Source organism: Streptomyces sp. BK208 (assembly GCF_004364245.1).
Lineage (GTDB): Bacteria > Actinomycetota > Actinomycetes > Streptomycetales > Streptomycetaceae > Streptomyces.
In genome coordinates, this window is the sequence record NZ_SOAV01000013.1 from 172,814 (window position 1) to 187,361 (window position 14,548).

The 14,548-nt window shown below is 71.1% G+C and carries 11 protein-coding genes; 7 read left to right on the forward strand and 4 right to left on the reverse strand.

Annotated features, from left to right (window positions below; genetic code table 11):
• Positions 1-39: 39 nt before the first annotated feature.
• The gene (locus EV562_RS28600) at positions 40-825 is read right to left on the reverse strand and encodes an HAD family phosphatase (RefSeq protein WP_133889751.1); all 786 of its coding nucleotides are present in this window, start codon (positions 823-825) and stop codon (positions 40-42) included.
• A gap of 499 nt (positions 826-1,324) precedes the next feature.
• Between EV562_RS28600 and EV562_RS28605 the strand changes: the two genes are divergently transcribed.
• The 4 genes from EV562_RS28605 (at position 1,325) to EV562_RS28620 (ending at position 3,865) form a co-directional block, all read left to right on the forward strand.
• Complete coding sequence (locus EV562_RS28605; RefSeq protein ID WP_208298443.1) at positions 1,325-1,963, forward strand: ScbR family autoregulator-binding transcription factor; 639 nt, start codon at positions 1,325-1,327, stop codon at positions 1,961-1,963.
• A 98-nt stretch (positions 1,964-2,061) separates the two neighbouring features.
• On the forward strand, positions 2,062-2,469 hold the full coding sequence (locus EV562_RS28610; RefSeq protein ID WP_133889752.1) for a DUF4190 domain-containing protein: 408 nt from the start codon (positions 2,062-2,064) through the stop codon (positions 2,467-2,469).
• Between the two features lie 280 nt (positions 2,470-2,749).
• Entirely contained in the window at positions 2,750-2,974 is a 225-nt protein-coding gene (locus EV562_RS28615; protein WP_133889753.1) for a hypothetical protein, read from the forward strand.
• 462 nt (positions 2,975-3,436) lie between these two features.
• Complete coding sequence (locus EV562_RS28620; RefSeq protein WP_133889835.1) at positions 3,437-3,865, forward strand: ATP-binding protein; 429 nt, start codon at positions 3,437-3,439, stop codon at positions 3,863-3,865.
• A gap of 211 nt (positions 3,866-4,076) precedes the next feature.
• On the opposite strand, the gene ctaD is transcribed toward EV562_RS28620, so the two are convergent.
• Both ctaD and EV562_RS28630 read right to left on the reverse strand, forming a co-directional pair.
• On the reverse strand, positions 4,077-5,789 hold the full coding sequence (ctaD, locus tag EV562_RS28625; RefSeq protein ID WP_133889836.1) for a cytochrome c oxidase subunit I: 1,713 nt from the start codon (positions 5,787-5,789) through the stop codon (positions 4,077-4,079).
• A gap of 419 nt (positions 5,790-6,208) precedes the next feature.
• Positions 6,209-7,510 carry an FAD-dependent monooxygenase gene (locus EV562_RS28630; protein WP_243860216.1) on the reverse strand — a complete coding sequence of 434 codons (1,302 nt, stop codon included), beginning with the start codon at positions 7,508-7,510 and terminating at the stop codon, positions 6,209-6,211.
• Positions 7,511-7,774: 264 nt separating this feature from the next.
• Here EV562_RS28630 and EV562_RS28635 point away from each other — a divergent pair, with 264 nt between their 5' ends.
• The 3 genes from EV562_RS28635 to EV562_RS28645 all read left to right on the forward strand — a co-directional run bounded on the left by EV562_RS28635 (position 7,775) and on the right by EV562_RS28645 (position 11,646).
• The gene (locus EV562_RS28635) at positions 7,775-8,134 is read left to right on the forward strand and encodes a hypothetical protein (RefSeq protein ID WP_347877079.1); all 360 of its coding nucleotides are present in this window, start codon (positions 7,775-7,777) and stop codon (positions 8,132-8,134) included.
• Between the two features lie 151 nt (positions 8,135-8,285).
• On the forward strand, positions 8,286-9,530 hold the full coding sequence (locus EV562_RS28640) for a hypothetical protein (RefSeq protein WP_166662026.1): 1,245 nt from the start codon (positions 8,286-8,288) through the stop codon (positions 9,528-9,530).
• A gap of 283 nt (positions 9,531-9,813) precedes the next feature.
• Positions 9,814-11,646, forward strand: coding sequence for a cholesterol oxidase substrate-binding domain-containing protein (locus tag EV562_RS28645; protein WP_133889756.1), 1,833 nt, complete (start codon positions 9,814-9,816; stop codon positions 11,644-11,646).
• Positions 11,647-11,945: 299 nt separating this feature from the next.
• Here EV562_RS28645 and EV562_RS28650 read toward each other — a convergent pair whose 3' ends face one another.
• A complete protein-coding gene (locus tag EV562_RS28650; protein WP_133889757.1) occupies positions 11,946-14,105 on the reverse strand; it encodes a cellulose binding domain-containing protein in 2,160 nt (719 codons plus the stop codon).
• Positions 14,106-14,548: the final 443 nt, after the last annotated feature.

Sequence of the window (14,548 nt, forward strand, 5' to 3'; positions counted from 1 at the left end):
GGGATGCCGAGCGGAGCGCAGGGAGGGTCCGCCCCGCCCTCAGGCGGACCCGTGCTTCTCCTGGGGCTCCGTGCGGGATCCGGAGGGGACCGACGACGGCTGCCTCACCCACGCCAGCGCCTCTTCGCAGTCCAGCCGCGGGATCCAGGCGTCGGACCGACCGCAGTCGCCGCCCTCGGGCAGTGGTCCCACCCCGAGCACTCGCAGGCCCGCACGGGCCGCCGACTCGATACCCGTGAGGGAGTCCTCGACGGCGAGCGCGGCCTGCGGCGGAACCCCGCAGAGGCGGGCGGCCCTGCTGTACACGTCGGGCCACGGTTTGGGCCGTACGGCCTGCTCCGGTGCTTCCTCCGTCACCGGCCTCGGCCCGCCGGAGTCTCCGGGCTGCACCGTGGGCACGACGACATGCCGGAAATACCGTCGCAGCCCGGCGCGGTGAAGGCTCTCGTCCACGACCTCCAGCGGGCAGTTGCTCGCGACGGCCAGGGGCAGCCGGCGCGCGCACAGCCGTACGAATTCCGAGGCGCCCGGCATGGTCAGCGGGTCCTCCGCGACGAGCGACAGGAAGTGCCGGAGCAGGGACGCGGAGAGATCGGCGGCCAGGTCGGGTTTGTTCGTCTCCTGCGCCATCAGGCGGCCGCAGTCGAGGTAGTGCACTCCCTTGGCCCGGTCGGCGAAACCCGGAGGAGTGGGCAGTCCGAACTCGCGGAAGGCGCGGGTGCGGGCGTCCTGCCAATGCCGTTCGGTGTCCATCAGGGTGCCGTCGCAGTCGAAGACGACGGCCTCGGGTGACCAGTTGCGCAGGGTGCGTGAGATCGGCGCCACGGTGCCTCCTGGGGTGGGCGGTGCCGCGTGGGGCAGGACCGCGTTCGTGGTGATGCCGCGTGGCGTGACGCGCGGTACGGACCGCCGCCGTTTCCTCCCGGGCTCCGGCCAGGGATGAGCATTACGGGCATCAGACGCAAAAGGAAAACATTGCGACGGCTACGTTATTTCCGGCCCGAAATGCGACGCAATCACCATTTCGAGTGCTCGCTCTTCGGGCGTTCGTGGTGTATACGCTATGGCGCGGAGGCAATTGCCAGTGGCCTGACGGTCAGTCATGAGCGGTGCAGCACAGTCGACTTGAGGCGTCTCGCCCGCCAGGCATTTCCTGCCGGGACGCGGTGACCGTGCGGCAAGGTCGACCAGGAATCGCGTCCAGCGGGGTCACAGGCCACCCGCACGCGTGCATCTTCGAAAGGAATGTGGAACATCCGCGCACGGTTGACGCTCGATTGCTCCAGGCGTACGCGGGCGCACTACATTTTCCGTCATTCATTCCATGACGACCCGAAAGCGCGGAACCTTGCAGGAACGGGCCAGAGCAACCCGCAGATCTCTCCTCGAGGCGGCCGCCTGCCTCTTCGCCGAGCACGGATACGCGGGGACCAGCGTCAATGACATAAGCGCCCGCTCCGGTCGCACCAGCGGGTCCGTCTACTTCCACTACACCAGCAAGGAGGGCATCGCGCTGGCCGTCGTCGAAGGCGGTTTCGCCACCTGGTCCGGCCTCGCCACCCGCTACGTCGACCACGCCGTGCCGCCGCTGGAACGCCTCGTCGTGCTCAGTCACGAGGTCGCCCGCGCGCTCTCCGAAGACCCACTGACCCGGGCCGGTGCCCGTCTGTGGGCGGAGCGCGACACCATCAACGTGCACCTCCCCGACCCGTTCGTCCTCTGGACGACCGCTGTGACCCGTCTGCTGGCCCAGGCCCGGATCACCGGGCACCTGGCCGCCCACGTGCGGCCGGCCGGCACCGCACGGACGCTGGTGCGTGCCTTCTTCGGCTTCTGCACCCTCACCGACGCGCTGGAAGGCCCGCACGCCGTCAGCGGTCGCGTCACCGACTGGTGGGAGCTGACGCTGCCCGCCCTCCAGTCGGAAGCGCGCCCGGTCGGCGGCGCGGCCCGCTCGGCGTGAGGCGGGAACACTGACGCGGAAGGCATCCGCCGGGCTCGTCGGGGCATGCGCACACCACGGCAACTCGTCCCCGGGCACACAGAGATGAGCGTGAAGAAGTGGCCTTCCCCGAACATCCCGGAACACCCGCCGACTCGACGCAGTCCTACTCCACGGCTGGGCGCGGCAACGGACTGGCCGTCGCCGCGCTCGTACTCGGCATCCTGGCCGTCCTCTTCTTCTGGACCGTCATCGGCGGCGCGGTCCTCGGACTCCTGGCGTTGATCTTCGGCATCATCGGCGCCCGCCGGGCCCGGGGCGGCCGGGCCCCACGCGGAAAGATGTCCGTCATCGGAGCGGTGCTCGGCGCACTCGGGCTCGTCGCCTCGATCGTGATCATCGCCATCGGTGCGTCGATCCTGAACTCGGACGAGTTCAAGGACTTCGACGACTGCGTCCAGCACGCGGACAGCCAGAGCGAGCGGGACGCCTGCGCGGACGACTTCAACGAGGACGTCAACCGCTGACGCGCTCGGTGCCGGTGGCGCGCGAAGGGCAGCGGGTCCTCGGCCCGCGGCGCCGTCTCCGTGAGCAGCCGGTCCGACGGCCGCCGCTGTCGCTGCGAGGGCGGCCCGGCCGTGCCGCCCGTTCCGCGTGCGGGCCTCCTGCGCGACCGCGGAGGTGGTCCCTGCCATGGCATCGACGCCGGCCGTCGGCGGGCGGTGAGCCCCGGCGTCCCGTACGGCGACGGCCACCGTCGTGCCCCTCCCGCTGGCGACATGCAGCCCGCAGCGGCACGCTGGAAAGGTGAGCAGCGCCCCCATAGTCGTGCACCGGCCCTCTGTAGCAGGCGGCCGGAGAGTCAGCGTGCACCATCACGGACGGGACGAGGTCCTCGGCACCGCCTACAGCGACCACGACCTGGTCGTGCTCCTGGAAGGCGCCGGCATGACCGACCCGGAGGACGTCCTCGACCAGCCGCAATGGGTGGAATGGCGCGAGGCCCCCGCTCACGATTTCGGTGCCGGCTGACGGGCGCGCCATGGGAGGCATCACCCGTGACGCGGAAGGCGCCGGCTCGGAGTTCTCACGCCTGCGGCGGGCCATGCCCCGGCCGGGAATCGGCCGCTCGGTCCTCGCACGTCACGCCGGGCTGTCACGCGGCCCGACGACGAGGGCGTCTCGATCTGGGGTGGCAGGCGGAAGGCCGCACGGACCCGTCCGCGTCCTGGACGGCGGACCGGTCCGCGTCCCGGATGTGTCAGCGTCCCCTCGACTACGTCTAGGCTTCCCCCCGGGTCAGCGGCGCGCCGAGGACTTCGCCCACCGCCCGGGCCGGACGCACGGCCTGCTCGTACCGCAGGCGGCGTACGGGGGAGGGGCCGGTCCGGGCGCGCGCATGAGGATGTGAGGACGACGCCAGTGGAGAACCTGGTCGAGGACGCCGGCTGTACCGCGCAGCCGGACGACGGCATGATGCGCAGCGACTGTGTGATGCGCAGCGCCTACGTGCTGGACGCGGAAGGCGACGGCTGTATCGGGGACGCCCGCCACCACGCCGTGACCTTCCTCGACCGGGCCGCCCGAGAGCACCGGCTGCCGGTCTCCGCACGGACGAGGGACCTCACCCAGCTGGTGGTCAGCGAACTCGTCACCAACGCCCGCAAGTACGCCCCGGGGCCGGTCCGAATAGCGCTGCGCATCAGCTCCCGCGCCGTGGACGTCGTCGTGTCGGACACCCACACCGCGGTGCCGGCCGCTCGTTCCGCCGATCCCCGCAGGATCGGCCAGCACGGCCTGGAGATCGTCAAAGCGGTCTCCGAGGAGCTGTTGGTGGAGCGGGAGCCGGGCGGCAAACGCATCACCGCCCGCATATCACTGGACAGCGCCCGGGCCACCGGGACCAGTACGACGCCGGCATAGCCGACGCGCCACGCCGCTCAGCCGTCCGTTCAGCGCGCCCACGTGCACAGCGCGCCGCTGACCCCGGCCGCACACCCGGCCGCACACACCGCCACGCCGACGCCCACGCCGCACGGCATCGGAGCAGATCGCGCCGCAGTCGCCGGCAGCGGGCCTCGTGGCGCGACGGCCGAGGCGGTACCCGGGGACGGGACGCGAGGGGGCCGGTCGGTCATCTCCGGTCGCCTTTGTGACCGCTCGGATCCAGGGCGTCGCGTTGCCCGGTTTGCTCCGCCTGGTCGAGACCGGCCATCGCGGGGTGGTGCAGATCGAAGGCGGGCGACTCGGAGCGGACCTTCGGCAGGGTGACGAAGTTGTGCCGGGGCGGCGGGCAGGACGTCGCCCACTCCAGCGAGCGACCGTACCCCCAGGGGTCGTCGACCTCGATGCGCTTCCCGCGCTGGGCGGTCTTCCAGACGTTGTAGAGGAAAGGCAGGGTGGACAGTCCGAGGAGGAAGGCGCCGATGGAGGAGACGGTGTTGAGAGCGGTGAAGCCGTCCGCGGCGAGGTAGTCGGCGTAACGGCGCGGCATGCCCTCGGCGCCGAGCCAGTGCTGGACGAGGAACGTCGTGTGGAAGCCCACGAACAGCGTCCAGAAGTGCACCCTCTCCAGTCGGTGGTCGAGCATGGTGCCGGTCATCTTGGGCCACCAGAAGCTGAAGCCGCCGAACATGGCGAAGACGATCGTGCCGAAGAGCACGTAGTGGAAGTGGGCCACGACGAAGTAGCTGTCGGTGACGTGGAAGTCGAGCGGTGGCGAGGCCAGGAGGACACCGGTCAGGCCACCGAAGAGGAACGTGACCAGGAAGCCGGCCGCCCACAGCATCGGTGGCTCGAACGACAGGGACCCCTTCCACATGGTGCCGATCCAGTTGAAGAACTTCACCCCGGTGGGGACGGCGATGAGAAAGCTCATGAACGAGAAGAACGGCAGCAGCACCGCGCCGGTGGCGAACATGTGGTGCGCCCAGACCGTGACCGACAGGCCGGTGATGGCGATGGTGGCGCCGATCAGCCCCAGGTACCCGAAGACCGGCTTCCGCGAGAAGACGGGGATGATCTCGCTGATCACCCCGAAGAAGGGCAGCGCGAGGATGTAGACCTCGGGGTGGCCGAAGAACCAGAAGAGGTGCTGCCACAGGACCGCTCCGCCGTTCTCCGCGTCGAAGACGTGGGCGCCGAACTGCCGGTCGGCCTGGAGCACCAGCAGGGCGGCCGCCAGCACGGGAAAGGCGAGGAGGACGAGCACCGAGGTGAGCAGCACGTTCCAGGTGAAGATCGGCATCCGGAACATGGTCATGCCCGGAGCACGCATGCAGATGATGGTGGTGATGAAGTTGACCGCGCCGAGGATCGTGCCGAACCCGGAGAGCGCCAGCCCCATGACCCACATGTCGGCCCCGTCGTAGGGGGTCCGCTCGCCGCCGCTGAGGGGTGCGTAGGCGGTCCAGCCGAAGTCGGCGGCCCCCTGAGTGGTGAGGAAGCCGGCCAGCACGATCAGGCCACCGAGGGCGAACAGCCAGTAGGACAGCATGTTCAGCCGGGGGAACGCGACGTCCGGGGAGCCGATCTGAAGCGGCATGATGGCGTTGGCGAACCCGGCGAACGTCGGCGTCGCGAACAGCAGCAGCATGATGGTGCCGTGCATCGTGAACGACTGGTTGTACTGCTCCGCCGACACGATCTGCAGGCCGGGCCGGGCCAGCTCCGCCCGGATCACCATGGCCAGCGCCCCGGCGACGAGGAAGAACGCGAACGACGTGATCAGGTAGAGGTGCCCGATCTTCTTGTGGTCGGTCGTGGACAGCCAGGTGATCATGACGTGACCCCCGCCGCGCCGCTCGGCCACGGGGACGGGAGCCACCGGCTCGGTATGAGTCGCCATCATGTCCTCACTGGGCGCAGCAGGTGACCGAGGACGGCGCCGCTCGGCCCCCTCCGGCCCTGGACCGGGCAGTGCGTGTCCAGCCCGGTGAAAAGTAGCCGTCCCCGCTCCCCGCCGCGTCCCCGCTCAGCCGTTCCTGGTCCGAAGAGCCGCATGTTCCAGCCGGACGGGTGAGACCCGGGCGTGTCTGCGCCCCGGCCCCGCAGCCCGTCACGGGCCGCCGCCCCCACGGCCCGTCACAGGCCGCCGCCCCCGCCCGGGTGACGACGGCCTGTACCTGGCGATGCTCAGTGCACTCAGGCCGGCGACGGCGGGTCGGCACGCTGGTTCCGAGCAGTCTCGAGCAGGGTCTCGACGAATGCGTGCACCTCCGGGGTGCTGTTCGCGGCTGCCCACAGGAGACCGTACGAGACCCCGTACTACTGCTTGGCCGACGAGGTGATGTGCGATCCGGCGGGGGCTGCGGAGTCCGGCACCCCCGCGTAGTCGGGGAGTTCGATGCCGTCGATCGCGCGCCCGACCAGCTCGGCGAACCATTCTCCGGCGAAATCGGGGAGCGGCTCCGCGTCCGGCCCGGGGAGGTCGCGACTCCGGGCGTTCAACCGGCCGATCTCCTGGTTGGCCTCGACGTACGGGCGCATTCTCGACTCGTAGCGGGCGAACCCGGCATCGGGATCCCACCCGGCGGCGGCCAGCTCTCCGGCGAGCACGTAGGCGCCGACCAGTGCCAGCCCGGTGCCCTGCCCCGACATCGGCGACGAGCTGAACGCCGCGTCCCCGAGCAGCCCCACCCGTCCGCTCGACCAACGGTCCATCATCACCTGAGCGACCTGGTCGAGATAGAAGTCCGGGGTGTCGTCCAGGTGCGCGAGGATGTCCGGGACCAGCCAGCCCAGGCCCGCCATCCGCTCACGCAGCAGGCGCTTCTGGGCCACGACGTCACGGTGGTCGACGTCGAAGTCGGACACGGCGAAGTAGAACATGGTCATCGCCCGGGTGGCGTCCTGGATGGGGCGCAGGAGGGCGGAGCGCCCGGACTCCGGGTCCTGATACTCGAGCAGCCAGCGGTCCAGGCCGAACGCGTTGGGCACACTGTAGAAGGCGAGCACGTGGCCGAGGTGGCGGAGGAACCGCTCATGGGGGCCGAAGACCATCGCCCGCAGCGGCGAGTGCAGCCCGTCGGCCCCGACCACCAGGTCGAAGCGCCTCCGGTCGCCGCCCGCGAAGACCACGTCGACCCCGTCCGCGTCCTGGGAGAGGCCGGCGATCCGGTCGCCGAAGAGGTACTCGACGCGGTCGCGGGTGTCGTCGTGGAGCAGTTGTGACAGATCCCCGCGGAGGATCTCGATGTCCGCGATGAACCCGTCGCCACCCTCGTCGTCCGCGCGGAAGGTCTCCAGCACCTGCCCGTGCACGTCCACGGTGTGCGCGCCGGCGGTGTCGGTGCACGCCGCGCGGACCGCCGCGTCCAGCCCCATGCGCCTGATGACCTCCTTGGCGACACCTCGTGCGTCCACCGCCTGCCCACCGGGCCGCAACTCGGGAGCCCGCTCCACCACGGTCACCTCGGCCCCCCGCCGATGCAGCCAGTGCGCCAGCGCGGGTCCCGCGATGCTCGCCCCCGCCACCAGCACCGCGGGACGGCCCACCCGCGTCCGCCGCTCGCCCGCCCGGGTCGTGCCGTCCTGCTCGGAGTCGTCGACGCCCATCACTGCCTCCATGCGCTTCCTCCCGCGCCGGATCGTCCCCAGCACAGGCCCACCTCTCTCGGCGGATTCGGCAGTCACGACTCCGGAACCGCACAGAACTCATCGGTACGCCGAAGTCGTGACCTGCACGCAGCGCAGGGAGCCCCTGGAAGTCATCGCGCACGGGCGGACCGGAGAGGTCATTGCACGCCGGTGCTCCAGCACTGCGGTCGAGGCCTGTCTCGGCGGATCTTCGGTCGGTATCGTCAAAGGATCATGCGATCTCTCGTCTTGTTGATGACTGTCCTGGTCGTTTTCGTCATGCCGACCTCAGCGGTCTGGCTGCTGGGACGGCGGGCGAGGATTGCGCGCGGGTTGCTGGTCGTGTTCTTGCTGACCGGGTGGCTGACCGTGCTCATCGGAACCGCCCTCTCGCAGCGGGCGCAGCCGGGCCTGTTTCCCGAGATGTCACCCTGCGGGAGGCACGGCTCTCCCGTCTCGCAGTACTTCCCGCCGGACTCGTTCTGCCGCGGCGCGGAGGGAGAGTTGCGGACGGTCAACGGCCCGGACGCCAAGCTCGTCTTCTGGACTGTCGCCAACACCACCGTGGCTACGGCGATCGCCGCCGTCTTCGTACGCCGCCGCCGGCGAGCTTGATCGGCGTGCCCCTCAGGGGCAGCCAGGACGGCACCGTGTCAGTGCCGTGCCGTACCTTGCCGTGTATCACGTGTTCCCGGCGACGAGGGGGATGGGAGTGCGAAGGCCGGTTGAGGGCGAAGTCCACGTCGACTACGGCCAGATCTATGTCATGAGTGATCCGGAGAGCTACGGTCCGGACCTTCAAGAGTCCTTCGCGGGTCAGAGTGCCGGGCTGTGCGGGGCCGCGACACCGGGCGTGCTGTGGTTGTCGACCGGGCTGCACACGGGCAACGTCTCCTTCGCCGTCGAGGTGCACGACGAGGCGCCACCGCTGGATCCGGCATGGGAGGACGTCGTTGAGGTGTCCTTCCGGCCCGTCTCGGCGGACAGCGCCCTCGTACAGTGGGCGTGTGAGGCCTCCTGGGAGCTCCATCTCCAGGAGACGGATTACCGGGTGCGCTACTGTGCCCAGGGCATGGACGCGGCACACCGGCAGGGCACCCGCCTGGACGCCGAGCCACCGCTGGATCGCTACCTGTTGCAGTTCTGGCCCGCTCCGCCCGCACCGGACGAGGTCCTGAAGCAGACCTCGAAGACTGCCGCCTACTGGCACGGCTACGCCCGTCAGCAGCCGGCTCCCCCTACGCCTGCCGAACGCGCCGAGGCCGAACGCCAGGACCGCCTCGCGCAGGAACACGCCGACGAAGAACGTCGGATTGCCCTCGAACGACGGCAGTGGGGCGGACGCCCGCCGAGCCACGCCCTGCGGAGGGTCGGAGGCAACGTGCGCGGTCTGCTCGGTTTCGACCCGGCCCTCGTCCACGCTATCGACGCCGCTACGCCGGAAACCCAGCGGGCGACGGCACTGCTGGCCGCGTGCCGCGCCTGTGAGGCGGCGGGACTCGCCGGACTCGACTGGATCGCCGCAGGGCTGACCGCCCTGGCCGAGGGGCGCCCGCTGCCGCCGCCCCTCGACGACCCGGCCCAGGCGTGGCGATGCCTGGAAGCGGACCCGCGAGTCCCGGACAGAACCGTCGGCCGGGCCGTCCCGCCCGAACGGTCCCTCTTTCCGCCGCCGGCCCACGGTGACACGCTCACGCCGACGCCCAAGCCCCAATCTCTGCCGGGGGGTACCGGCCCCGCGGCCGTCCTCGCGCAGCCCCCCGACCGTGCCGCACCACCGACAGCGCAGCCCGAGGGCGGGGTGCCGTACACGCTGAGCGTCACCATCGGCGAGCCGGACCCGGTTCTGCGGATGTCCCAGCCGCACATGGCTCTGCCGGCGCTGCTCGGCGCGGCCGAATCCGACCCGCTCCAGGCGGCCCTTGACGCGGTGTACGCGGCCGTGGCCGCTTATGGGGAGGACTACCGGACACTCCTGCAAGAGGTCTGGTCCGTCTGCCAGGAGCTGTGAAGAACAGTGCGGTGCGGCAATCTCCGAGGGCACGAGGTCAGCTGTGACCTTGCCGTCCGGGAAGGCGGGCGCAGCCGTCGCCCGTGTGCCGACGCGGCCTTCCGACCATTTCGGAGGTCGCAGGCCGTGCGGGGAAAGGAGGAGGGTTCGCGTGATTCTCACTCGATCGTGTAGATCGAACGACCATATGACTACAAGGCTTCTGGTCGCCGGTTAGCGTGCCTGCTCGGTCGGCCCACCAGGGCCGGCCCGGGGTGGGCGGGACCAGGGGAGGTTCTCAGAGATGGCGGACGAGTCTTCGGTTGAGGGTGGCGGGCTGTCGCGGCGCAGGCTGCTCGCCTCGTCCGTCGTCGCGGGTGGCGGGGTCTGGTGGTTGCGCGGGATGGTCCGGCCCGGCAGTGCCTACGCCGACGCCCCGTCACCGCCCGGCTTCCCGACCGGACTCGCGGTCTATCGGCGCGTCTACGAGAACTGGGCCGGTGAGATCCGCGCCGACCAGCTGTGGACGTGCGCGCCGCGCACTCCGCAGGACATGCTCGACGTCGTGAACTGGGCGCACGGTGCGGGCTGGACGGTACGTGCCCAGGGCAAGCGGCATGGCTGGGCTCCGCTCACGGTGGCCGACGGCACACCCGCCGCGACCCGGGTCGTCCTGGTGGACACCACCGCGCACCTCACCGGGATGTCGCTGGAGCGGCAGGACGCCGACGGTTCCGCTCTGGTCCGGGTCCAAGCCGGGGCCCTGCTGGAGAGGCTCCTGGCGTTCGCAGGCTCGCACGGATACGGGGTCGTCTCCGCGCCCGCGCCGGGGGAGCTGACGGTCGGCGGCGCCCTGGCCATCGGCGCGCACGGCACGGCAGTTCCCGCCACCGGTGAACGACCGTCCCCCGGGCAGGGCTACGGCTCGCTGAGCAACCTGGTCACCGAGCTGACCGTGGTCGTCTGGGACGCCGGAGCCGGGCGATACGTCCTGCGGACGGTCGGCCGGGCCGATCCCGACTGCGACGCCCTCCTCACCCATCTCGGTCGCTCTCTCGTCACCGAAGCCGTGCTGCGGATGGGCGCCGACCACAACCTGCGCTGCCGGTCCTTCCTGAACATCCCCGCGGCCGAGTTGTTCGCCGCCCCCGGGGCCCCGGCCGGTACCAGGACCCTGGCTGACTTCGTGGACAGGACCGGTAGGGCGGAGGCGATCTGGTTCGCGTTCACGGACAAGCCCTGGCTGAAGGTATGGAGCGTCGCCCCCGAGCGGCCGTTCGCCTCCCGGACCGTCGACGGTCCGTACAACTACCCGTTCTCCGACTCGCTCCCCGAGCCGGTTGCGCGGCTCGCCGGAACGCTCGTCTCGGGAGCATGGGCGAGCGCCCCGCTCTTCGGTCAGGTCCAGTACCTGCTGGCCAAGGTCGCACTGACCGGTGACATCACCGACGTTCTGCTCTCGCCGACCCTCGTGCGGGACGTGCTGACCGGCGACGTGCTCACCCACCTGCTGGCGGGCGGGCTGCGCTCGGACCTGTGGGGAGCCTCCCGCAACCTGCTGGAGTACGTGCGACCGACCACGCTGCGCGAGACGGCCAACGGCTATGCCGTCCTCACCCGCCGCGCCGATCTGCAGTGGGTGGTCAGCCGGTTCGCCGATTTCTACGGCACGCTGCTCGCCGAGTACGCGGCACGAGGCGAGTACCCGGTCAACGGCCAGGTGGAGATCCGGGTGACCGGCCTGGAGGATCCGTCCGTGTGCGGTGTCCCCGGAGCCCGGCCACCACTGCTGTCCGCCCTGCGGCCCCGTCCGGACCGGCCGGACGTCGACACCGCCGTATGGATCGACATCCTCTCGTTGCCGGACACACCCGCCCTGCACCGCTTCTACCGGGACATCGAGCTGTTCCTCCTGGCCCTGGACGAAGACCGGGCAACCGTACGTGTGGAGTGGTCGAAAGGCTGGGCCTACTCCGACACCGCCGCGTGGTCCGACCCGGACGTCCTCACCCGGGCCGTACCCGCCGCCCTGCGCGCGGGAGGCGGCCCGGGCTGGGACGAGGCGGTCGCGACCCTGAACCGGCTCGACCCCCACCATGTGATCTCCAGCCCTTTCCTCGACGCGCTGCTGCGCTGAAACCGTCAGCGTGCTCCACGTGGCGACAGCGACCTGGAGCACGCTGCCCCTGACCGGCCCCCGACCTGGAGTTGCACGTGCGGTCGCCGCTCATGACACGGCCGGACGTCGCACAGGAGCGTAGGAATGGCATCCGTCGGCGATCGGGGCGCAGGCCGGATCCACGAGGTGGCTGGGGAGTCCGAGTCCGTATCAAGTCCGTCAGCGGACGGCGCAGACCCGCCGACGCGTCCGCCGCGCGCCCGCGGCCCGGCCTGCCGGAGGGCGGCCGGGCGCGGGGCCGGGTCAGGAGGGGCGGGTCAGGAGGTGCGGCAGACCGTGCCGTTGAGGGTGAACGTGGTCGGTACGGGGTTGGCGCCGTCGTTGGCTCCGACGAAGCCGAAGGTGGCGGTGGTGCCGCCGCGCGGGGCCAGCTCGGCGTTGGCGCCGTTGTCGGTCACGTGGACACGCGTGCCCGAGCCGGTGACGTTCGCGTTCCAGGAGCTCTGCACGGACTGGCCGGAGGAAGGCCACGTGAAGTCCAGGGTCCAGCCGTTGACCGGGGCGTCACCGACGTTGGAGACCGTGACGGTGGCGACGAATCCGCTGCCCCAGCCGCTGTCCACCCGGTACGTGACCAGGCAGCTGCTGTCGCGCGGAGCCGTGGTGGCGAAGGTCAGCGGCTCGGAGGGCCGTGACAGGCGGCCGTCTGCGTCCCGGGCGAGGACGTTGACCGTGTGCTCGGAGCCCGGCGGCAGGTTGTGCAGAGTCGCCGAGGTGGAGGTCGAGGTGGCGAGCAACTGGGCGTTGGTGCCCAGGCGTTCGTACACCTCGTAGCGCACCGCCCTGCCGTTCGCAGGGGCCGGCCAGCTCACCGTGGCGGTCGAGTTGTCCACGGCGGTGGTCCTCGGTGCGCCGGGCGCGCCGAGCGAGGCCGCGGCGGCGTGCGGGGCCACGGTGATCGTGGTGATCGAGTACGGCGGCAGCACCTGGTCGCTCCCGGCGGTGGCGGCCACCCGGGTGACGTCGGTGTCGCCGCGGCCGTAACGGTGCACGACCGGTGCCTGCGCAGTGGGGGTGTAACCGGAGTAACTGATGGCCGCGGTACGGGCGTTCAACGGATCCTTGTTGATCAGCATCACGCTCAGCGTGCCGTCGGCCCGGTGCACGGCGTGCGCGGAGACCTGGTCGCTGTCGGTGGAGGAGGCGACCATCGTGTCGCCGGGACGGCCCAGCTCGGTCAGCGACTTGATGCCGAAGTACGGGTGGAACGGCGTGTTCACGGCCGGCTGGCAGACCTCGTCGACGCAGCCGCCGCTGGAGAGCAGACCGAAGTCGTTGAAGTCGGTGTCACCGTCCACCGTCTCCACCTTGGTGGGCCCGTTGTGGACGTTCCACCAGTCGACGTTGAAGACGCCGTTCTCCAGCGCCGTCATGTAGGTGTCCGCGGCGAACAGGCCGTTGGGGCGGCTGTTCATCTGGACGTTGGAGTTGACCTCGGTGAGCGCGATGCCGATCTTCGACGAGCGTTCCCCGGCGTACCGGTCGATCTGCCGGCGGACCTCGCGGAGCTGTCCGGGCAGCCGCGCGGTCCGGTCCAGGGCCTCGTCGGCGGTGGCGCCGCCCGGGTAGGAGTGCACGATGGCGAAGTCGATCGTCCCGGCGACCGCGGACAGCACGGTGTGGTTCCAGTCGGCCGAGTCGTCCGGGCCGGTGATGCCGTCCGGCCAGTCGCCCGGCGTGGTCAGCACGGCACCGATCTTGATCGTCGGGTCGACCGCCTTCATCGCCTCGGCGTAGGAGAGGACGTTGCGGGCGTACTCGCGCGGGCTCTTGTCCGGGTGGTCGTCGGCCTCCCAGCCGCTGCCGTAGTGGCCGTTGCCGTAGATCTCGTTGCCGATCTCCCAGTACTTCGCCCCGTAGCCGCGGGTGACGTTGGCGTACCGGACCCAGTCGGCGGCCTCCTGCGGGGTGCCCGTGCCGTAGTTGGCGATGATCATAGGCTGGGAGCCGGCGGCGCGGACGCTGCCCATGAACTCGTCGAAGGTGGTGCCGGGGGCCACGTAACCGCCGGGAGCGGAGTGGTCCTTCCAGTGGTAGATGTCGCCGTAGGAACCGCCGGGATAGCGCATGACACCGACGCCCGCCTCCTCCAGCAGGCCGGTCACCTCCGGGTCGTTCATGTGGGAGTCCCAGAGGGCGTGGTTGACGCCGAACGCCGCCTTGTCGATGGTGCCGAGACCCACCCCCGCGTTGACGGAGACCTCGACGGGCGACGCCACGTCGGAGGCCGTCGCCGTGGTGGCAGGGTCCGCGGCGGCCCGGCCGGTCGCGGCGGGCGCCGGGGGAGCGGCGGCGAGAGCGGCGACCGTGGCCAGGGCGCAGACGAGCGCGGCCGCGGGGCGTCTGCCCGCGGTTCTTCCGGCTCTGCCGGGTGGCCGGCCGGGACGGCCGGTGGCGGGGAGGTGTGCGAGCGGCATGACGTGTCCTCCTCGGACGAGCGCCGCGTCGGTCGGAGAGCCCGGTGCGAGTGGTCGATCGGGCTCTGTGATGCGGCGTGAGTGGGAGCGCTCCCACGATGATGCGAGGGAGGCATGACCGCGTCAATGGTGCGGACGAGGGCGATCTGATCTCCCGTCACCCCCGCGCCGCCGTACGGCGAGCCGTCCGGCCTCCGCGTGCCACCAGGTGGGAGGAGGCGGGCCGGTGACGCGGGCGGCCGTCTGGTCCGGGTGCAGCCCCGGCCGGTACAGGGTGTCGGGGCGGACGCGGGCCCGCGCGCCACGCACTGCCGGGTGCCTGCCTCGTCGTCGGGCGGGGCCGGGGCACCGGACGAGGTCCGGGCGCGTCTCCTCGGCGGCGAACGGCATCCGGTCGATGCCGCGCTCGCGCAGTCGGGCGCGGAGAGCCGCCGCCGGAAGCC